Source organism: Devosia sp. Z11_6, assembly GCF_058133665.1.
In genome coordinates, this window is sequence record NZ_JBYUNQ010000004.1 from 310,217 (window position 1) to 328,692 (window position 18,476).

General features: G+C 62.1%; 20 protein-coding genes, 1 tRNA gene and 1 riboswitch. Of the genes, 12 read left to right on the plus strand and 9 right to left on the minus strand.

Features of this window, described 5'->3' with window-relative positions; genetic code table 11:
- Nucleotides 1-5: 5 nt before the first annotated feature.
- Together nrdR and nusB are read left to right on the plus strand one after the other, a co-directional pair.
- The gene (nrdR, locus tag AC3YMN_RS13705) at nt 6-485 is read left to right on the plus strand and encodes a transcriptional regulator NrdR (RefSeq protein ID WP_127752525.1); all 480 of its coding nucleotides are present in this window, start codon (nt 6-8) and stop codon (nt 483-485) included.
- 72 nt (nt 486-557) lie between these two features.
- Nucleotides 558-1,052 carry a transcription antitermination factor NusB gene (nusB, locus tag AC3YMN_RS13710; protein ID WP_127752526.1) on the plus strand — a complete coding sequence of 165 codons (495 nt, stop codon included), beginning with the start codon at nt 558-560 and terminating at the stop codon, nt 1,050-1,052.
- 55 nt (nt 1,053-1,107) lie between these two features.
- On the opposite strand, the gene AC3YMN_RS13715 is transcribed toward nusB, so the two are convergent.
- Nucleotides 1,108-1,560, minus strand: coding sequence for an outer membrane protein assembly factor BamE (locus AC3YMN_RS13715; protein WP_127752527.1), 453 nt, complete (start codon nt 1,558-1,560; stop codon nt 1,108-1,110).
- 166 nt (nt 1,561-1,726) lie between these two features.
- Between AC3YMN_RS13715 and AC3YMN_RS13720 the strand changes: the two genes are divergently transcribed.
- The 6 genes from AC3YMN_RS13720 to AC3YMN_RS13745 all read left to right on the plus strand — a co-directional run bounded on the left by AC3YMN_RS13720 (nt 1,727) and on the right by AC3YMN_RS13745 (nt 5,941).
- Nucleotides 1,727-2,254 carry a ubiquinol-cytochrome C chaperone family protein gene (locus tag AC3YMN_RS13720; protein WP_127752528.1) on the plus strand — a complete coding sequence of 176 codons (528 nt, stop codon included), beginning with the start codon at nt 1,727-1,729 and terminating at the stop codon, nt 2,252-2,254.
- Nucleotides 2,251-2,796, plus strand: a complete 546-nt coding sequence (locus AC3YMN_RS13725; RefSeq protein WP_127752529.1) for a YceD family protein — start codon at nt 2,251-2,253, stop codon at nt 2,794-2,796. Before AC3YMN_RS13720 ends, AC3YMN_RS13725 begins: the two co-directional genes overlap by 4 nt.
- Before the next feature lie 86 nt (nt 2,797-2,882).
- Nucleotides 2,883-3,953, plus strand: coding sequence for a phosphate acyltransferase PlsX (plsX, locus tag AC3YMN_RS13730; protein ID WP_127752530.1), 1,071 nt, complete (start codon nt 2,883-2,885; stop codon nt 3,951-3,953).
- Nucleotides 3,950-4,927, plus strand: a complete 978-nt coding sequence (locus AC3YMN_RS13735; protein WP_127752531.1) for a beta-ketoacyl-ACP synthase III — start codon at nt 3,950-3,952, stop codon at nt 4,925-4,927. Before plsX ends, AC3YMN_RS13735 begins: the two co-directional genes overlap by 4 nt.
- A gap of 222 nt (nt 4,928-5,149) precedes the next feature.
- Entirely contained in the window at nt 5,150-5,461 is a 312-nt protein-coding gene (locus AC3YMN_RS13740) for an integration host factor subunit alpha (protein WP_127752532.1), read from the plus strand.
- Between the two features lie 24 nt (nt 5,462-5,485).
- Nucleotides 5,486-5,941, plus strand: a complete 456-nt coding sequence (locus AC3YMN_RS13745) for a MerR family transcriptional regulator (protein WP_127752533.1) — start codon at nt 5,486-5,488, stop codon at nt 5,939-5,941.
- A gap of 1 nt (nt 5,942) precedes the next feature.
- On the opposite strand, the gene purU is transcribed toward AC3YMN_RS13745, so the two are convergent.
- The 4 genes from purU to AC3YMN_RS13765 all read right to left on the minus strand — a co-directional run bounded on the left by purU (nt 5,943) and on the right by AC3YMN_RS13765 (nt 9,240).
- Complete coding sequence (gene purU / locus AC3YMN_RS13750; protein ID WP_172122903.1) at nt 5,943-6,812, minus strand: formyltetrahydrofolate deformylase; 870 nt, start codon at nt 6,810-6,812, stop codon at nt 5,943-5,945.
- A gap of 139 nt (nt 6,813-6,951) precedes the next feature.
- Nucleotides 6,952-7,866 carry a DMT family transporter gene (locus AC3YMN_RS13755; RefSeq protein WP_489890427.1) on the minus strand — a complete coding sequence of 305 codons (915 nt, stop codon included), beginning with the start codon at nt 7,864-7,866 and terminating at the stop codon, nt 6,952-6,954.
- Between the two features lie 108 nt (nt 7,867-7,974).
- Nucleotides 7,975-8,115: riboswitch (FMN riboswitch) on the minus strand.
- Entirely contained in the window at nt 8,092-8,520 is a 429-nt protein-coding gene (locus AC3YMN_RS13760) for a glycosyltransferase (protein ID WP_489890428.1), read from the minus strand. Its footprint overlaps the riboswitch before it by 24 nt.
- Nucleotides 8,521-8,604: 84 nt before the next feature.
- Nucleotides 8,605-9,240, minus strand: a complete 636-nt coding sequence (locus tag AC3YMN_RS13765; RefSeq protein ID WP_489890429.1) for a methyltransferase family protein — start codon at nt 9,238-9,240, stop codon at nt 8,605-8,607.
- Between the two features lie 872 nt (nt 9,241-10,112).
- Between AC3YMN_RS13765 and AC3YMN_RS13770 the strand changes: the two genes are divergently transcribed.
- Together AC3YMN_RS13770 and AC3YMN_RS13775 are read left to right on the plus strand one after the other, a co-directional pair.
- A tRNA-Pro gene (locus AC3YMN_RS13770) sits at nt 10,113-10,189 on the plus strand.
- Between the two features lie 37 nt (nt 10,190-10,226).
- Nucleotides 10,227-11,204 (plus strand): phosphotransferase enzyme family protein, encoded by a 978-nt coding sequence (locus AC3YMN_RS13775; protein ID WP_489890430.1) that lies wholly within the window; start codon nt 10,227-10,229, stop codon nt 11,202-11,204.
- Here the strand turns inward: AC3YMN_RS13775 and AC3YMN_RS13780 are convergent.
- The 3 genes from AC3YMN_RS13780 to AC3YMN_RS13790 all read right to left on the minus strand — a co-directional run bounded on the left by AC3YMN_RS13780 (nt 11,201) and on the right by AC3YMN_RS13790 (nt 14,490).
- Complete coding sequence (locus AC3YMN_RS13780; RefSeq protein ID WP_489890431.1) at nt 11,201-12,724, minus strand: undecaprenyl-phosphate glucose phosphotransferase; 1,524 nt, start codon at nt 12,722-12,724, stop codon at nt 11,201-11,203. The genes AC3YMN_RS13775 and AC3YMN_RS13780 overlap by 4 nt on opposite strands.
- Nucleotides 12,725-12,796: 72 nt before the next feature.
- Entirely contained in the window at nt 12,797-13,894 is a 1,098-nt protein-coding gene (locus tag AC3YMN_RS13785; RefSeq protein ID WP_489890543.1) for a glycosyltransferase family 4 protein, read from the minus strand.
- Nucleotides 13,895-13,938: 44 nt separating this feature from the next.
- On the minus strand, nt 13,939-14,490 hold the full coding sequence (locus AC3YMN_RS13790; protein WP_172122908.1) for a polysaccharide biosynthesis/export family protein: 552 nt from the start codon (nt 14,488-14,490) through the stop codon (nt 13,939-13,941).
- Nucleotides 14,491-14,642: 152 nt separating this feature from the next.
- Between AC3YMN_RS13790 and AC3YMN_RS13795 the strand changes: the two genes are divergently transcribed.
- Nucleotides 14,643-17,183, plus strand: a complete 2,541-nt coding sequence (locus AC3YMN_RS13795; RefSeq protein ID WP_489890432.1) for a Wzz/FepE/Etk N-terminal domain-containing protein — start codon at nt 14,643-14,645, stop codon at nt 17,181-17,183.
- A gap of 8 nt (nt 17,184-17,191) precedes the next feature.
- Nucleotides 17,192-18,226 carry a polysaccharide deacetylase family protein gene (locus AC3YMN_RS13800; protein WP_489890433.1) on the plus strand — a complete coding sequence of 345 codons (1,035 nt, stop codon included), beginning with the start codon at nt 17,192-17,194 and terminating at the stop codon, nt 18,224-18,226.
- On the opposite strand, the gene AC3YMN_RS13805 is transcribed toward AC3YMN_RS13800, so the two are convergent.
- A complete protein-coding gene (locus AC3YMN_RS13805; protein ID WP_489890434.1) occupies nt 18,223-18,432 on the minus strand; it encodes a DUF2842 domain-containing protein in 210 nt (69 codons plus the stop codon). The genes AC3YMN_RS13800 and AC3YMN_RS13805 overlap by 4 nt on opposite strands.
- Nucleotides 18,433-18,476: the final 44 nt, after the last annotated feature.

Here is an 18,476-nt window from a genome sequence, read left to right on the forward strand (position 1 = left end):
TAGGCATGCGCTGTCCCTATTGCGGCGACGACGATACGCAGGTCAAGGACAGCCGCCCGACCGAAGATTCCGGCGCCATCCGGCGCCGGCGCATCTGCACCGGCTGCGGCGGCCGCTTCACCACTTTCGAACGCGTGCAACTGCGCGACCTAACCGTGGTCAAAAAGAGTGGGCGCAAGGTCCCCTTCGACCGCGAAAAGCTGGCCCGCTCCGTTTACACCGCCCTGCGCAAGCGCTCGGTGGATCCCGAGCGCATCGAGCGCATGATCTCGGGCATCGTGCGCCAGCTCGAATCGCTCGGCGATGTGGAAGTCACCTCCGACCAGATCGGCGAATATGTTATGGAAGGGCTCAAGGGGCTCGACGACGTGGCCTTTGTCCGCTTCGCCTCGGTCTACAAGAACTTCTCGGCTGCCGACGACTTCCGCTCGTTTCTGTCCGAATTGGCGCAGGCCAACAGCAGCCCGCCACTGCCTGAAGACTGATCCCGTGTTTCACCCGGTCGCGCTTTTCCGACGCGCAATGAACCGGCCACCCCCCATTCGAGTTACCCCCTCATGGCCCAAGCCCCCAAACGCGACCCGCAAACCGACCGACCCGCCAATCAGCGTGGTGCTGCCCGGCTGGCAGCGGTGCAGGCGCTTTATCAGATGGATGTCGGGCACCAGAGCCTGGAAGACACCCTCGCGCAGTTCGGCGCCTTTCATCTCGGCCGCGAGATCGAGGGCGAGCAGTATCTGCCCGCGGACGCCGATTTTTTCCGCCAGATCGTAGTTGGCGTCGCCAAGCACCAGCTCGAGGTCGATCCTGCCGTTGATCGGGCGCTGGCCGAAGGCTGGCCCATGGAACGCGTCGATGCCACGCTGCGCGCCATCCTGCGCGCCGCCGCCTTTGAACTGCTGCGCCGCCGCGATATTCCGCCCCGCGTCGTCATCACTGAATATGTGGATGTGGCCAAGGCCTTCTACGAGGACGATGCCAGCGGGCTGGTCAATGCCACGCTTGATGCCATGGCGCGCGAACATGGCAACAACCTCAGCGAAACGCTCTAGCCAATAAAAAAGCCCCGGTCTCCCGGGGCTTTTGTGTCACTGGGGCAGCCTTGCCTCAGAACGAATTGAGGATCGAATCCACAAACGAGCGATCCTCGCCAAACGATGGGGTACGGCGGCTCTCGATGGTCACCGTCTTGCCGTCGGCCAGCGAATACACCGCCTTGTCGACCACCTTGTTGTTCTTGTCGAAATACACCACCAGCACCGTGCGGGACTTGATGTTGGTCAGCCCGAAATTGGTCTGCTGCACCTTGGTTTCTACATAGTAGAAGGCCGACTGGTCGCCAAAGGTATTGGTGGTCTGGGGTGAGCCGAGCACCAGCGTCACCAGTTCCTTGCTTTGGCCGACGCGAATCTGCGCCAGCGCGCTCTCCGAAATTTCATAGCCCTGGGTCCGGTTTTTGACAAAGGCAGTGCTGCTACCGGTACAGCCGGCAAGTGCCACGGCAATCACAGCGGCGGCAGCAAACGGCATCATCGGTCCGAGGGCGAAACGCACAGGCATGAATTTGACTTTCCAGATGGCACTCGATTATAGCCGTCCCCACGAATTCGTGGTCTTTCCGGCCGCCGAAATGTGTACCTGCCAAGGCGCCAATCTGGCAAGGTGGCAATCACCCGTCCGCAGGTCCTGCTTCGTGTTTGACCGATCAAGACGCTGAGCGCAATCCATGATCCTCTCCCTGTTCCGCAAGAACCCTGCTGCCGAGCCCGTTTACGCCGTTTATAGCGCCATTGTGTCTCAATCCCGGCAGCCGCTGTTCTATCGCGACTGGGGCGTGCCCGATACCGTCACTGGGCGTTTCGACATGATCAGCCTGCATCTGGCCCTGTTGTTCCGCCGCCTGCGCTCGGAAGATGCGCGCACCAAAGAATTCAGCCAGGCCGTGTTTGACCTGTTCTTCAAGGACATGGACCGCTCCCTGCGTGAAATGGGCGTCGGCGACATGGCAGTGCCCAAGAAAATTCAGAAAATGGGCAATATCTTCTTTGGTTTGCTCGCTGCCCTTAATGTTGCCATCGACAGCAATGATCGTGCAGCTCTCGAATCGGTGCTGACGCGCAATGTGCTCGATGGCGCCGAGCCGGCCCAGGTCGCGGCGCTCGCCGATTATGTGCTGGCGCTCGATGCGGCTTTGGCGCGCCAGTCGAGCCAGGCGATCACCACTGGCACCCTTTCCTTTGAGGTAGCGGCATGAAGCACACTGATGCACCCATTATCGACGCAGTGATCCGGGTGGATCGGTTGCCTGCAACGGGCCGCGAGATCGAGGTTCACCCCCAAGCCGCAGCACTCGCTGCGCTGGCCGAGCAACTCAAGCTATCTGCCGTGGAGCAATTCGGCGCCAAACTGGTGGCGACCCCACTGCGCGGCGGCATCCGGGTGCTCGGTCGGCTGACCGCGCGCATCGTGCAGCCTTCCGTCGTGACCTTTGAGCCAGTGGTGCAGGAGATCGACGAGCCGGTGGACCGCGTCTTCCTGCCCGAGCCCGATCAGGCCCACAAGGCTACGCCCGGCTCGGAACTGTTCATCGACCTCGAGGATGATGATTTTCCCGATCACATCGACGGGCCCGAGGTTGACCTCAGCGCCTTGCTGATCGAGACCCTGGCCCTGGCCATCGATCCCTATCCGCGCTTGCCCGGCGAAAGCCTCGACGCCTTGGGTATTGTGGCGCCCCCCGAAGATCAGGGGCCGTTCGCGAGCCTGCGCCAGCTCAAGACTGGCGACGATAAATAAGAACTTGCCCTCTTGGCCGGGCTTGCGCCGACCCCATGGTGGGGTATGGTGCCGCCGAGCCTTCCGGGGACCAACCATAGGCCGAAATGACTGACACGATAACCATCTCAGTGGACGCAATGGGTGGCGACAACGCCCCCCGAGCCGTAATCCACGGTGCGCTTTTGGCCTGGCGCGAGCACCCCGATAGCCGCTTCATCTTCCATGGCCGCCAAGAACAGATCAGCCCCTTGCTCGATGAGTTCTCCGAGCTAAAGCCGGTCAGCACCGTCAATCACTGCGAAGCGGTGATCGCCATGGATGAAAAGCCGAGCCAGGCCCTGCGCAAGGGCAAGGGCACGTCGTCCATGTGGATGGCTATCCAGGCGGTCAAGGATGGCCAGGCCGATGTGGCAATCTCGGGCGGCAACACCGGCGCCCTGATGGCCATGGCAACTTTTTGCCTCCGGCCCATGGAAGGTATTGCGCGCCCCGGCATTGCGGCGATCTGGCCTACGCTGCGCACCGACATCATCGTGCTCGATATGGGCGCCACCATTGGCGCCGATGCGCGCCAACTGGTGGACTACGCCATTCTGGGCTCGGCGCTCGCTCGGGCGCTATTCAACCATGAATCCCCCACCATCGGGCTGCTCAATGTGGGCACCGAGGAAGTGAAGGGCCTTGATTCCATCAAGGAGGCCGGCCGCATCCTCGCCGATGCCAGCGGCGCCGGTTTCACCTATCATGGCTTTGTTGAAGGCGATGATATCGGCAAGGGCACGGTTGATGTGGTCGTCACTGAGGGCTTTGTTGGCAATATCGCTCTCAAAACCGCCGAAGGCACCGCCCGCCAGGTTGGCAAATACCTGTCCAACGCCCTCAAGGCCAATCTGATGAGCCGAATCGGCGCGCTCTTTGCAATGTCGGCCCTCAAGCAGCTACGCCATAGGATGGATCCTCGCACCGTCAATGGCGGCGTGTTCCTGGGCCTCAATGGCGTTGTCATCAAGTCCCATGGCGGCACCGATGAAATCGGCTACAAGAGTGCCCTTGGCCTTGCCTATGAAATGGGGCGTAACCGCCTGATCGACAAGATCGGCGACAGCATGAAGCGTTTCCCCGTCAGTGCCGTTGCCGAAACTCCACCTCCACCATCCGAGGCGAACCCGGCGTGACCAAGACTCGTTCTATTATTCGCGGCGTGGGCGCCTATCTGCCCGAAAAAATCCTGACCAATGCCGAACTGGCCAAGATGGTGGATACCTCCGACGAGTGGATCCAGCAGCGGGTCGGCATCAAGGAGCGCCACATCGCCGCCGAAGGTCAGTTCACCTCTGATCTGGCCGTTGCGGCCGCCCAGCAGGCGCTCGATGCCGCCGGCATGACGCCCCACGACATCGACCTCATCATCGTCGCGACCACCACGCCCGATTACACCTTTCCGGCCGCGGCGACCTTGGTGCAGATGAAGCTGGGCATGCATCACGGCATGGCCTTTGACCTGCAGGCGGTATGCTCGGGCTTTGTGTATGCGGTCGCTACTGCCGACAGCTACCTGCAGAACGGCCTTGCCAGCCGCGCCCTCGTGATTGGTGCCGAAACCTTTTCGCGCCTGCTGGACTGGACCGATCGCGGCACCTGCGTCCTGTTCGGCGACGGCGCCGGTGCGGTGATCATGGAGCGGGTGGAAATCGCTGATGGCGCGCCCGATCGCGGCGTTCTTGCCTCCGCCCTGCGCTCCGATGGCCACCATTGGGACAAGCTCTATGTGGATGGCGGCCCGTCCTCCACCAAGGGCGTCGGCCATGTGCGCATGCAGGGGCCCGAAGTGTTCCGCCATGCCGTCGGCAAGATCACCGATGTGGTCTACGACACGCTCGACAAGGCCGGCTACACCGTGGACGACCTCGACTGGTTCGTGCCCCACCAGGCCAACCGCCGCATCATCGATGGGGCAGGGGCCAAGCTCGGCTTGCCCCCCGAAAAGGTGGTGATCACCGTTGATCGCCACGCCAACACTTCGGCCGCCTCAGTTCCCCTCGCGCTCAGCGTTGCGGTGGCCGATGGCCGCATCAAAGAGGGTGACCTCGTGATGCTCGAAGCCATGGGCGGCGGCTTCACCTGGGGTGCTTCGCTTATTCGCTGGTAAGCCTTTTTGGCTGCATTGACCTGAGGTGTTTCAAGGCGTTAGTGTTAACGGCGGGCCGGAGGAGCCCGGTGCGGCAATCGCTGGAAGCATGTGAACTGAGCGGGTGGCAACACTGTTCTGTGGCCGCTGCCCGGGCGAAACGCGCTGGGTGCTGCCGCCACAAGCAGGCAAGCAATCGGCCTGTTTGCATGGGCCGGCCCTGACGTCCAAACGGGGGTGCGAATGACTCAGAAGACAGTAACGCGGGCTGACTTGGCGGAGGCCGTTTATGGCTCGGTAGGTCTGTCCCGAACCGAATCGGCGGAATTGGTCGAGCGCGTGCTCGATCTGATCTCAGAGGCGCTGATTTCGGGCTCCAATGTGAAGCTCTCCTCGTTCGGCTCCTTCCAGGTACGCTCCAAGAACGAGCGCATCGGGCGCAATCCCAAGACTGGCGAGGAAGTACCAATCCTGCCCCGGCAGGTTCTTGTGTTCAAACCCAGCAACGTATTGAAATCCAAGATCAACAAATCTATGGTCACCGCTGAAAAGTAAGGCGTTTCTGCCAAGGGGTGTGTGTTGGACAAGTCTCCCGACGCCTTCCGGACCATTTCCGAGGCCGCTGAAGAACTCGACCTGCCCCAGCACGTGCTGCGGTTCTGGGAGACGCGATTCTCCACGATCAAGCCTCTCAAACGCGGCGGCGGGCGCCGCTATTATCGACCCGAAGACGTGCTGCTGCTGCGCGGCATCCGTCATCTGCTCTATGATCAGGGCTTTACCATCAAGGGCGTCCAGCGCATTCTCAAGGATCAGGGTAGTCGCTATGTCATCGCTGTGGGCGAGGGCAAGCCGGTGGAAGACATCTTGCCCATGATCGAAATGGCCGAAGAAGCCGGCGACGAAGCCGAGATCGAAGAAGCGGTGATGACCGCCAGCCCCGCGCTGGATAAGGAGGCGCGCAACAAGCTCTCCGACGTGCTGCGCGAACTCCTGGAATGCAAGCGCCTGCTCGAGCGGGCGCGCGAAACCTGATCTAGCCGAACACCACCGTTTTGTGCCCGTTCAGCATCACCCGGTTTTCGAGGTGCAGCTTGACGGCCCGCGCCAGCACTCGGCTCTCGATATCGCGGCCAGCCGCCAGCATATCCTCAGGGCTCATCGAATGGGTCACCCGTGCGGTTTCCTGCTCGATGATCGGGCCTTCATCGAGGTCCGGCGTCACATAATGGGCCGTGGCCCCGATCAGCTTGACCCCGCGCTCATGGGCCTGGTGATAGGGTTTGGCGCCCTTGAAGCTGGGCAGGAACGAGTGGTGGATATTGATGATCTTGCCAAAGAGCCGCGTCGACAGCGTATCGGACAGCACCTGCATATAGCGCGCCAGCACCACGAGATCGGCGCCGCTTTCCTGCACCAGCGCCAGCACCTTGGCTTCCTGCTCGGCCTTGTTGCTCGTATTCACCGGCCACAGATGGAACGGGATGCCTTCGTTATCGGCGATCCGCTGCGCCTCAGGGTGGTTGGACACGATAGCCACCACCTCGGCATCGAGCCACCCAACGCGGATCTGGTAGAGCAGGTGCAGGAGGGCATGGTCGAACTTCGAGACCATGATCACGATCTTGGGCCGGCGCGACAGCGGCACCAGCGTGGTCTTCATCCCGAACCGCTCAATCGGGGCGCGCAGCGCCCGCTCCAGCGCATCGCGATCGACGCCCTCGGGCGCAGCAAAGGCCAGCCGCATAAAGAAGGTGCCGGTCTGGCGATCCCAGAACTGGTTGCTTTCGGCGATATTGGCACCCAGCGCCGCCAATTCGGTGGTCACCGCGGCAACAATGCCCGGTTTGTCCACGCAGCTTAGCGTCAGCACATATCCAGCTTGTTGCTCGCTTGTCGGCGCCATTGATTCCCTCCGCCTTGTTCTTGGGCTGGCGAGGAGATAGCGCCCCCCGGCACGATCGACAACGCTTTCCCGGCGGAATGCTCAATCATTCCGAATCAATCGCCTCCCGGGAGAGTCTGGGGCGCCGTAGCGCCCCGGCTCAGCGTGACGCCGGAACGCTGCGCCCGTTATCCTGCCGCATGATGAACAGCGATGCCCCTACGATCAACAGCGCGCCGGGCCAGAACCAGAGATCTGGCGCCTGCGACAGGATGAGCCAGCTCGCCAGCACATTGAGCGGCAACTTGAGATCATCAAAGGGCTGCAGATAGGTCGCGTCTGCCACCGCATAGGCCTTGGCCAGCAGATACTGCGCTGCCGCCGACAAGAACCCGATCAGCACCATCAGCCACAGCACTTCGCCGCCCGGAATGGCCAATCCGGTCGGGATCAGGAACAGCGCATTGGCGGGTGTCATCAGCAACATCAGGTAGAGCGTGATCGATTCGGGCGTTTCGAACCGAGTGAGATATTTGGTCAGCAGCGACGATCCCGCCCACAGCGCCGCCGCCAGGATCGGCAGCAGTGCCGCCCAGGTGAACACCGAACTCCAGGGCTGCAGGATAATCATCGCGCCGGCAAACCCGGTTACTGTCGCGACAATCCGCGGCAACCGCACCTGCTCGCCCAGAAACAGCCAGGCCCCAAGAATGATGAAGAAGGGGGAGGTCATCACCAGCGCGATCACCTGCCAAAGCGGCACGCCAAAGGCAAAGGCAAAGCCAAAGGCCTGCGCGCCGGCCGCAGACAGCACGATGCGCACCAGATGCACCATCGGATGGCGCGTCTTAAGCGCGCGCAGCCCCATGTTCCACACCAGCGGGATGCAGAGCACGGCGGCGATCAGATACTGCCAGAACACGGCAGAGGTGGAGGGAAAGCCCAACTGATAAGTGGCAATGGGCGTGGCGACATTGACGCCCGCATAGGCAATCCCGGCGCCTAGCATCAGCATGGCGCCCTGGATGGAAGGTGAAATCTGCCGACGGGGGGAGGCGGAGGCAATCTGGCTCAACGAGTTATCCTTTCGCGTAAGACCCAGCTACCTCAGGGTTTACGGGAAGGAATGGCGCTCACCCCCCGCAGCGGCACAACCGCAACGAAGCTCAAGCTCCATAGCCAGACCCGTTCTCTCTCATCCGGACTATAACCGTCGGCTCCGGAATCACACCGGATCTGCTGACCCCGACCTGCGCCGGGCGCTCGCGGGCTTGGGTTTCCCCTTACCGCCGGTGGGGAATTACACCCCGCCCTGAGAACGAATGCAGGAAACATCTCCTGCATCGCCAAACATAGGGCAGGGGAGCAGGCCAGACAAGACGGGGACACCGGTGTAACCGATAGGGCTCGCATGCGTCCTAAGGCGCTCCGAACTCGGGCGAACTTGGTTGTCATCTTCCAGCATGAAGAAGTAGTCGGCGTGAAATGCGTTCTCCAGGCTAAAGCAGTCGTCAAGATTTTGGACGCCGAATTTCTGCGGCTGGTTGTGAACATAGCGAACGCGCGGATCCGCTAGCTCCTCGAGCACACTACGCGCGCTGCCATCTGGGCAATCATCGCGCACCTCGCAGATCCATTCGCCATGGCTTTGCGCCCGTAGGCACTGAATGGCTCGTTGGAGCGGTTCCGAGCCACGGTAGGTCGGGGTCCTGACAAGCACCAAAGGCATACGACCCTTCGCCCTGACGGCTGTAACTGTTGTCCAATGTTCAGCTACTAGGCCAAATCGGCGTTGTGTTCGCTGCGCCTCAAATCAGAATACACCAGGCACCAGCCGATAAGGCACGGCAGCAGTGAAATCACGATAGCTTGCATCGCGCGCTAAGACTCTTTCCTCCGCCAAGATGCGCCCGATCTGAAAAGCAAATGCTGCAGAATAAACCGCCAGGTTGAAGACGCTTGGGTAGGAGAGGAGGAATCCAATCTGGGTCAAGATGTAGCCGGCGTACATGGGGTGGCGAACCAGCCGATAGGGACCTTTTTTCTTCACCCCCCGGTTCGCTGCCACGGCTCCGAAGCTCCGTCGCAACGTTAATTTGGCAGCGATCTGGACAGACATTCCAACCAACATCAGCGCTGCGCAAAGAGCCTGCGGAGCAAGCCCTTCATTTCCAGAGGGCTGTACCAGGAGCGGCGTTGCAGTGCCCAAAAAAGCGAGCAGCCAATCCCCAGGTAGCATCGAAACTTCGGTAGTGAAGCACCTGAAAAGCACAAAAAAGAGAACTGCGCCTTCCGAAACAAGAGCGATAAGCGTGATGATGCTTCCGGTTGTCAACCACGATTGACCGAGCTTCCATGCGAAGAAGCTGAAAATTACACTCAGCACGACGCGCTCTAGGGCGTCCAAAAAAACTTGAACATTATTGCGGAGCGGCTGTGATGAATGCATCTTATCTCGCAGCATGTCGGGTGTACGAGCTAACAATTATCTCGTAAACGAACCCCATATCGAACTGGAATTTTGCCGAACACTTATAAAACGTACTTAACAACGGGTTTAAAGGAGCAATTCTACGTACACAGAACTTGCCTGGTAGGTGTTTGATCTGTCCCTGCCAATCCTGGGCAGTTCATCGCGCCCCAGCCTCTCCCTCCTTTGGGGTTTCGGTTAGGGTCGTTCTATTTCGATTAGCCAGATCGCCTTTTGCTTTAGCTATGGCAGGCAGGGGATGGCCTGCTGGTTTTGGTGGCAATAAGCTCAACGAGCCGATGCGGCTCTAGCGTGCCCTCTAAGAAGCTCTGATCAAGCGTAGCCTCGAACATTGCGACAAACTACTCTTTGTCCTCAGTACCTCCGGACGTCCGGGCAGGAGCCAATCAATGTGGCGCATCCTCCAACCAATCCGCTGCTCTTGTTTGGCGCTCAGTTCCATCTCCCCTCTCCCATTAGCTTTGGACCGGAGGGGTGGGAGGGGCATCCAGTGGGTGGGGTCTCGACCGCCTTTCTCAAACTGGCAATTCCAACATCCTCCGCCCCAAACGGTCCAGACGCATCGCTGCAGGTCTGGTCAGCCGCGAAGCCGCTAGACGGCGGTAGAACCCCAAGAATACGGTCCCATCCTTCGGCGCGTCATCTATCGTATTCTACTGTGCCATCTGCCTTGCTCCACCGCCGTGAACGAAAAGCGCAACCTCTGTGACGCTTTGGTGGGGCTTTCTCCCACTAACAGCGTTTTTCGACGTCGAATTTTCGGTTTGTTCCTTTGTTCCCGAATTTCGGGGTTGCCTGAAAACCCTAGCTTCTCTATGTGTCCCGGCAGTCGGGGCGTAGCGCAGCCTGGTAGCGCATTTGTCTGGGGGACAAAGGGTCGTCGGTTCAAATCCGGCCGCTCCGACCATTTTCAATTCACGCTTCAAGAAGCGGGCACACCCGCCATGCCGTTGCATCAGCGCGATCTCGAATCCGTGCGAACGCTCTGGCCGCAGCTCGGCACGGCCACCCTCACCCTCATCAATCATTCCGAAAACCACACTTTTCGCGCCGATCTGCCCGGTGGCGAGCGGTTTTGCCTGCGCGTTCATCGCCCGGCCTATCAAAGCCCGGTGACCATCGAGAGTGAACTGACTTGGCTCGCCGCCCTCGAGCGCGACACCGATCTGCCGCTGCCCCAACCCGTGCCGGGCGCCAATGAGCGCCTCTTGCAGACCGTCACCACGGCGGCGGGAGAATCGCGCAATGCCGTGCTGTTCCGCTTCATTGCCGGCACCGAGCCAGCCATCGACGCCGAGCTGACGCCGCTCTTCGCTACTCTCGGCGATTATGCCGCCCGCCTCCATGCCCATGCGCTGGCCTGGCCGCGCCCCGCCGGCTTTGTCCGCCAGGCATGGAACGCCGCCACCATTCTTGATCCCGATGGCCTCTGGGGCGATTGGCGCGTAGCCCCAGGCGTAGACGGCGCCATCCGCCCGCTGCTCGACCGACTCGATACCGAACTGCGCGCCCGCCTTGCGGCTTATGGCACATCGAGCGAACGCTACGGCCTCATCCATGCCGATATGCGGCTGGGCAATCTCTTGGTGGATGGCGACACCGTCAGCCTCATCGATTTCGATGACTGCGGCTTTTGCTGGTTCACTTATGATTTTGCTGCGGCGATCTCGTTTCACGAAACCCATGCTTCGGTGCCCGACCTGCGCCAGGCCTGGCTCGCCGCCTACACAGCGAAACGCTCACTCACCCCGGCCGATATTGCCTCGATCGATTCCATGGTCATGCTGCGCCGCATGGCGTTGTTGACCTTTATCGGCTCCCATATCGAAACCGAGCTCGCCCAAACCCATTTGCCCGGCTTTGCCCAAGGCACCGCCGAGCTCGCCGAGCGCTATCTCGGCGGCGCGCTCTGGCCGGGCTAGTAGGCGTTCTCGTTCTTGGACACCAGCGAGACCGGCGTCAGCAGCACGATGTAAAGATCGAGCAGGATCGACCAGTGCTCGATATAATAAAGGTCGTGGTTCACGCGCTGCATGATCTTGTCGATCGTGTCGGTTTCCCCACGCCAGCCATTCACTTGCGCCCAGCCGGTCATCCCGGGCTTGACCCGATGCCGCGCGAAATAGCCTTCCACCGCCTCGTAATAGAGCTGGTTTTCCGCCTTGGCCTGCAGCGCATGGGGGCGGGGGCCGACAATGGAAAGCTCCCCGCGCAGCACATTGAACAGCTGCGGCAACTCGTCGATCGAGGTGCGGCGGATGAATTTCCCCACCTTGGTGACCCGCGGATCATCCTTGGTCACGAGCTTGCTCGCGCTCTGGTCGATCATGTCGGTGCGCATGGAGCGGAACTTGAAGATGCGGATCAGCTCATTGTTGAAGCCATGCCGCTTCTGGATAAAGAACACCGGCCCCGGGCTCTCGAGTTTGATGGCGATGGCCGTGGCGACCATCACCGGGGACAAGACGATCAACGCCACCAGCGCGACGAGCTTGTCGAACAGCCACTTGAAGATGAGGTTCCAGTCCGAAATCGGCCGGTCGGCCATGTCGAACACCGGCACATCCCCGACATAGGAATAAGCCTTGTTGGTGAATTTGAGCTTGCTCATATGCGCCGATAGCCGGATGTCCACCGGCAGCACCCAAAGCTGGGTCAGCATCTCCAGCACGCGCTTTTCGGCCGATAGCGGCAGCGACACGATCACGAGATCCACCGGCGTGCGCCGCGCAAACTCGAGGAGGTCGGCCACCTTGCCCAGCTTGGGGCACCCATCCACCGTGTCGGGCGAGCGATCATCCACCCGGTCATCGAACAGGCCCAGAAGCTTGATGTCGTTGTTGGCGCTGGCGCGAATCTGGCGGATCAGCACTTCGGCGTCGGCGCCACCGCCCACAATCGCGGTGCGGCGCTTGAGCCGGCCCCGCTCGGTCCAATAGCCAACCACCCCGCGCAGGCTGAGCCGATAAGCGATCAGCGTTGCCGCGCCCACCCCATACCAGCCAATCAGCCAGACGCGGGAAAACATGTCCCCGGCCTTGAAAAAGAACATGCCCACGGTGAGCGCCACCATCACCAGCGTCCAGCCCACAAGGACGCGGCTGATCTGGTTGAAGATGGTGCGATAGGCGGCAATGCGGTGGGTGCGCGCCGCGTTGAACAGCACATTGGCCAACAGGCAAGCGCCAATGATCACCGGTACGTAAAAGCCGGGTTCATCGAGCTGCACATAGAAATGATAAATGCCGTAGCCCAGCGTGGCCAAAAGCAGCGCTTCGATGATCTGCGCGACGCCAACGATCACGGGACCCGAGATCACCCCTTCCACCGGCTGGGCGATGATGGCTTCAGCCTGGGGCGAAAGCGCGCGTGGGCCAGGTGTTTCTCCCAAGGCCTTATTGACGTGTTCAACCACGGCCTGTTGGGGATCGACACGAAACATGGCGCAGCAACTACTCCCTGGGAAGGGAGCAGTGTGGGTCAAAAGGAATGAAAACTCAGTGAAATTATGACGCTAAGGCTTATCTAACAGGCCGCGGTAAAGGGCTTCGATCTGCCCGCTCATCTGCTCGAGCGAGAAGTTCTGGCGGACAAAATCGAGCCGCGTTGCCATCTCTGCTTGCGCTTGTTCACGATGATCCAGCGCCTGCTGCATTGCTGCCCGCAAGGCCAGCGGATCGTTGGGCGCGACGAGACTTCCGGCCGTCGGCCCGAAGATTTCGGGAATGCCCCCCACCCGGGTGGCAATCACGGGCAGCTGCCCCGCCGCCGCTTCCAGCACCACATAGGGCAGTGATTCCGCCAGCGACGGCACCACCGCGCACCAGCCCTGAGGAAAAACTTGGCGCGCCGGCATTGCGCCGGGCAGCACGACGCGATCGCTCAGTCCCAACTGCCCAATCCGCTCGATCAGCGACTGCCGGTCGCCACCATCACCCGCCATCACCAGCCTTGCCGGCGATCCATCGGGGCGACGCACATCCACCAGTGCTTCCACCAGCACAAAGATGCCCTTGAGTTGACGCAGCTCGCCCACGAACACGAAGTCCGCCGCATCGGGAGCCGGGGGCAGGGGCACGAACTCTTCGCGCGTCAGCCCATTATAAATCACCACTGTCGGGCAACTCGGCTCGGCGATCAGGGCGGCATAGGTGGCCTTGGCATAGGCGCTCTCAAAAATGATGGCGCCGGTTTGCCTGAGCAGCGCCCGCTCCAGCAGGTGGAACACCTGTCCTGATCGGCTGGCCGAGGAGAAATGCAGCACTCCGCCATGGGGCGTATAAACCGCCGCGGCCCTTGCCCCGGCAAGCCGTGCCAACCGCGCATAAAAGCCACCCTTGGCGCCATGCCCGTGCAGCACATCGATATCGAGCTTGCCCGCCAGCCGGCGCACTGCCAGCGGCGTGGCGAGGTCGCCCGCGCCCAACACGCGCGGCATGGCGAAGCGGTGAATGCCAAGGCTTGCATGAGGGAGGAGGGCGGTCAGCCTGGTTTCGGTCTGCGCGTCATTGGCGAGGCTGTCGACCACCAGCCCGACCTCATGCCCCATTCCAGCAAGGGCCCGCGTCAGGTCGGCGACGTGCCGAAACAGCCCGCCCACTGGGGCGCGCATCACTTGCAGGATCCGCAGCTTGCCTGTTTGGCGCCCCGCCACCCCTAGAACCAGCGCTCCAGCACAACAATCGTGTCGCCGGGGTAAATTGGGAAGTCGAGGTCGACCGTGCCCTTGGCCATCTGGTCACCCTGACGGCGATACACCACCGCCTTGTTGCGATCCGCCGTGTCGCTGAACCCGCCCGCCGTGCTGATCGCGGCCCGAACGGTCATGCCATGGACATAGGGAAACTGGCCGGAATTGCCGATCTCGCCCTGGATAAAGAACGGCCGGTATTCCGCCACTTCCACTGCCACGTCGGGGTTGCGCATATAGCCATTGGCCAGCGCCCCGGCCAGCCGCCGGCTCGCCGTCTGGGTGGTTTGCCCGCGCACCTGCACCGGACCCACCAGCGGAAACGCCACCGAGCCGCTGTCATCGACGCGGTAGGTGTCGGTCAACTGTTCGTCGCCATAAACGGTCACGCGCAAAGTATCGCCTGTGTCGAGCTGATAGGGCCCCTTGGTCTCGACCAGATAGGTTGCGTCGCGTGTGGTTGCACAGGCTGCAAGAGGCATCACCAGGGCAATGGAAAGTATTGGAAGCCAGCGCATGCAAATCTCGGCATTTGAGTTGCGCTACTTTTGTCCTGCCATGGTTAAGATTTTGCTTAGTTCGTCGCTTGCCGGTCGCGCTTTGCGAGCAGCTTAACGGATTGCTTACCACGCCGGCGCAATAACAAGGCAGAACTTGGGCGAGGTAGGCGATGTCTTATGAGGCGCAAACCGTGCAGGACGCACGGATCGATATGGCTGCGCTGAGCGGGGCAGTCCTGCGGCGGCTTCCGCGCATCATCCTCGTCACCTTGGTGCTGCTCGCCGCAACCTTTGCCATCCTGATGTTCATGCCGCGCCTTTACGAGTCGACGGCGGGGATCCTGGTGGAGCCGCGCAGCAATATTTACACCCGCTCGGCCAACGAGCAGGCTCCTTCGGTGACCGGCGCGGAAGCCGGGGTCGTGTCCAGCCAGATCGAACTGATCAAGTCGCGCGACACCCTGTTGCGCGTGATCGACCAGCTCGGTCTGCGCTCGGTTGCCGAATTCAATGGGGGCAGTGCGGGCTTCTCCCCGCTCGCCATGCTGACCCAGATGCTGGGCCGTCCCAGCGCCCCCAACAACATTGATGAAACCGTTCTGGCCAATATCTATGATCGGCTCACCGTGATCCAGGAGCGCGACTCGCGCATCATTTCGGTGATCTTCCGCTCGACCGATCCGCAGCGGGCCGCCGATATCGCCAATGCCATTGCCGCGGCCCATGTGGCGCGCCGCGCCGAGCTGTCTCTTTCCGACACCGCCGAGGCATCTGGCTGGCTCGATGCCGAGATCCAGAAACTGCGCAGCCGCGTCACCGAAGCCGAGGCCGCCGTCGCCAATTTCAAGGTCGACAACGACCTCTTTGTTGGCAACAACAATACCAGTCTCGTCGACCAGCAGCTTTCCACCATTGCGACCCAGATCAACGCCGCCCAGGAGCGCAAGAACGCCGCCCTGTCGCGCGCTGCCCTGATTCGCGGCCTCTTGGAGCGCGGCCAGCCCATCGACGGCGTCGCCGATGTGCGCGACTCCGCCGTGATCCAGCAGCTCAGCCAGGAAAAGGCGCGCCTCCAGGGCGAGCGGGCCCAGCTTTCGGCGACCCTGCTCGGCAACCATCCCAATATCCGCGCCGCCGACGCCCAGATCAACGAACTCAACAACCAGATCGCCATCGAGGGCCGCCGCGTCGCCGAAGCGCTCGAAGCGGAAGCCCAGATCGAAGCTGATGTGGAAGCATCGCTCCGTGGTGATCTCACCACCGCCAAGACCTCGGCCTCCACCGCGACCCAGGACACCGTCACCCTCGACAGCCTTCAGCGCGAAGCCGCGGCCCAGCGCAATCTGCTCGAAGGCTACCTGCAGCGCTATAGCGAAGCCGCGTCGCGCACTGACACCAACTCGACTCTCCCCGATGTGCGGGTGGTGACCATGGCCGCTCCCGCCGTCACGCCTTCTTCGCCACGCACCCAGTTCACCTTGATCCTGGTGGGGCTGGCTTCCCTGCTGCTCCAGCTGGGCCTCGTCATCTTCAACGAGCTGATCTCGGGCCGCGCCATCGCCCCCGCGCGCACCCTCGTCGTGCAGCGCAACCAGGATGAGCTCGACGCCGTCCCCTTCCAGGAAGCCGAGCTCGAGCCCGACCAGCGTTGGGAAGAACCCGAGCCCGCCACCGCTGAACTGGGCCCCGAAGCCGCACACCTCATCGACGCCGACGAGCCCCTCCATCGCTATGCCGAGCCCGTCTTTGCCGACGAGCCCGAGGCCATCACGCTCGCTGACGAAGCCGGGGACGAGGAGGATGAGGATGGGGACGCCGAGGACGAGGATGAGCCCGTCATGATCGAGGTTCCCGTGGTCGCCCAGGCCGAGCCCCTCGTGCCCGTCGTGGTGGTCCCCATCCTCGCTGCGCTGCCGCCAGCCGACGAAGCCGAGCCCGAGCCTGTCGCGAGCGACGAAGAAGAGGCGGACGTTCCCGCCCCCGAGCAGGTTTCCGCCGAAGACGGCCATGCCCGCCTGCGCCGTGCCCTGCTTGAAGTCGCGCCCGATCTCGTGGTCGAGGACGAGCCCGAACAGCAAACTATTCCCGACGCCCTGGCCCACGCCTATGCCGCATCCCATCTGGACACGCCGCGCCTCCACTACCGTGATGAAAAACTGCCCGACACCGTCGCCTTCAGCGACCTGGCTGCCGATCTCGCACTCGGCCGCACCCGCCTCGTGATCCTGGCCGGTCTCGCCGGTCATGACGAAAGCGCCGCCATGGCCGAGGAACTGGTGGGCGATGCCCTTGCCAGGGGTCTCAGCGTTGCTTTGGTTGATGCGGGCAGCGCCCGCCTCACCGAGGAGCCCGGCCTGTCCGATCTGACCAATGAAGCGGCAAGCTTTGGCGAGGTCGTGCACAAATCGGCCGACAACAGCTTTGCCGAAGTGCCATGGGGCCAATCCCCGATGCTCGATCGCCGATCCACGAGGCCCGTGACCCTGGTCGAAGCTTTGGGCGACATCTATGAGGTCGTGGTGCTGCTGACCGGTCCCGCTGGCCCCAATTCCACCCTGCCCATGTTCGAGGCGCTCGATGGCCGGGTTATCCTCGTCACCGCCTCCATCGACAATGTCGACCAGATCGAGCAAACCCGCGAACAGATGCTGGAGGCCGGTTTCGGGCTGGTGGAAGTTGCGTCCTTCCCCGAAGAACGTGTCGCGGCCTGAACCGCGCCATGTCGCTCAAATACACCGCCATCCGGGCCATGTTCGAGGCCTTGTGGCTGTCCCGGCTACCGGGCCTTGTGCGTACGCTGTCGAACGCGCGGGGCGTGATCTTCACGCTTCACCGCGTCCTGCCCGAAACCCCGCCCGATTTCTCGCCCAACGCAATCCTCCAGATCGAGCCCGCCTTCCTCGACTACGTGATCGAGCGGCTGCGCGACCTCGGGGTCGACATTGTCTCCCTCGATGAGGCCATCGCGCGCCTGGCCGCCCCCGCCAAGACCCGCCCCTTTGCCGTCCTCACCTTTGACGACGCCTACAAGGACAATCTCCACTACGCGCTGCCCATCCTTGAGCGCCACGCGGCTCCTTTTACCCTTTATGTGCCCACCGCCCTAGTCGATAGCACTGGCGATGTCTGGTGGCAGGCCATCGAGGACATCATCGCCGCCAACAACCGCATCGCGATCGCGGGCGAGCCCGGCCCACGCGACACCCTGACAACAGCCGAGAAACAAGCTGCCTACGATGGCCTCTACTGGCGCATGCGCCAGATGCCCGAGCCCGACCGCGTCGCGTTGCTCCATCGTTTCGCCGCCGACCACGGCTTTGACCTGGCCGCTCATTGCCGCGCGCTGATCATGGATTGGGCCGAGCTCACCACGATGGCCACCAATCCGCTCTGCACCATCGGCGCCCATACCGTGCAGCATTACGAACTCGCCAAACTCCCGCCCGAAGACGCCCGCAGCGAAATGGCGCGCTCGGCCGACATCCTTGCCGAACGCCTCGGCACCCGTCCAATCCATTTGTCCTATCCCATCGGCGGCCCGGCCTCGGCCGGGGAGCGCGAATTCGCCACCGCCCGCGAACTCGGCTTTGCTTCGGCCGTCACCACCCGGCCGGGCGGGCTTTATCCGCACCACCTCCAGGCACTCCACGCGCTCCCGCGCGTGTCGCTCAATGGCCTGTTTCAGAACCGTCGCTATGTGGATGTGTTTGCCACCGGGGCGCTCTTCACCTGGCTGGGCAAGATCGGCGCTTAAGCGCTGTCGGGCTTGGCCATCCAGCGGATGATCGCCATGGCCGGCAAGCACCAGCCCATGCCCACCACCAGAAAATAAACGATCAACACCAGTGGGTGCAGGCCAGCCGGAAATTGCAGATACATCGCCGTGCCAAGCCATAGCCAGGCCACGATGGACCCCAGCAGCAAAACAATGCCGATCAACTTGCGGTTACGCTGGGTCATGTGCGGCAACGCGCCTGTTGCGAGAAATGATGGCCGGGCATACC

Bases quoted from the DNA above. Each gene is read 5' to 3' on its own strand.
- nusB (WP_127752526.1), top strand. From the start codon at position 558: ATGGCCCAAGCCCCCAAACGCGACCCGCAAACCGACCGACCCGCCAAT.
- AC3YMN_RS13725 (WP_127752529.1), top strand. From the start codon at position 2,251: ATGAAGCACACTGATGCACCCATTATCGACGCAGTGATCCGGGTGGAT.
- AC3YMN_RS13775 (WP_489890430.1), top strand. From the start codon at position 10,227: ATGCCGTTGCATCAGCGCGATCTCGAATCCGTGCGAACGCTCTGGCCG.
- plsX (WP_127752530.1), top strand. From the start codon at position 2,883: ATGACTGACACGATAACCATCTCAGTGGACGCAATGGGTGGCGACAAC.
- AC3YMN_RS13785 (WP_489890543.1), bottom strand. From the start codon at position 13,894: ATGCGCGCCCCAGTGGGCGGGCTGTTTCGGCACGTCGCCGACCTGACG.
- AC3YMN_RS13780 (WP_489890431.1), bottom strand. From the start codon at position 12,724: ATGTTTCGTGTCGATCCCCAACAGGCCGTGGTTGAACACGTCAATAAG.
- AC3YMN_RS13805 (WP_489890434.1), bottom strand. From the start codon at position 18,432: ATGACCCAGCGTAACCGCAAGTTGATCGGCATTGTTTTGCTGCTGGGG.
- AC3YMN_RS13800 (WP_489890433.1), top strand. From the start codon at position 17,192: ATGTCGCTCAAATACACCGCCATCCGGGCCATGTTCGAGGCCTTGTGG.
- AC3YMN_RS13795 (WP_489890432.1), top strand. From the start codon at position 14,643: ATGTCTTATGAGGCGCAAACCGTGCAGGACGCACGGATCGATATGGCT.
- nrdR (WP_127752525.1), top strand. From the start codon at position 6: ATGCGCTGTCCCTATTGCGGCGACGACGATACGCAGGTCAAGGACAGC.
- AC3YMN_RS13790 (WP_172122908.1), bottom strand. From the start codon at position 14,490: ATGCGCTGGCTTCCAATACTTTCCATTGCCCTGGTGATGCCTCTTGCA.
- AC3YMN_RS13765 (WP_489890429.1), bottom strand. From the start codon at position 9,240: ATGCATTCATCACAGCCGCTCCGCAATAATGTTCAAGTTTTTTTGGAC.
- AC3YMN_RS13715 (WP_127752527.1), bottom strand. From the start codon at position 1,560: ATGCCTGTGCGTTTCGCCCTCGGACCGATGATGCCGTTTGCTGCCGCC.
- AC3YMN_RS13760 (WP_489890428.1), bottom strand. From the start codon at position 8,520: ATGCCTTTGGTGCTTGTCAGGACCCCGACCTACCGTGGCTCGGAACCG.
- AC3YMN_RS13720 (WP_127752528.1), top strand. From the start codon at position 1,727: ATGATCCTCTCCCTGTTCCGCAAGAACCCTGCTGCCGAGCCCGTTTAC.
- purU (WP_172122903.1), bottom strand. From the start codon at position 6,812: ATGGCGCCGACAAGCGAGCAACAAGCTGGATATGTGCTGACGCTAAGC.
- AC3YMN_RS13740 (WP_127752532.1), top strand. From the start codon at position 5,150: ATGACTCAGAAGACAGTAACGCGGGCTGACTTGGCGGAGGCCGTTTAT.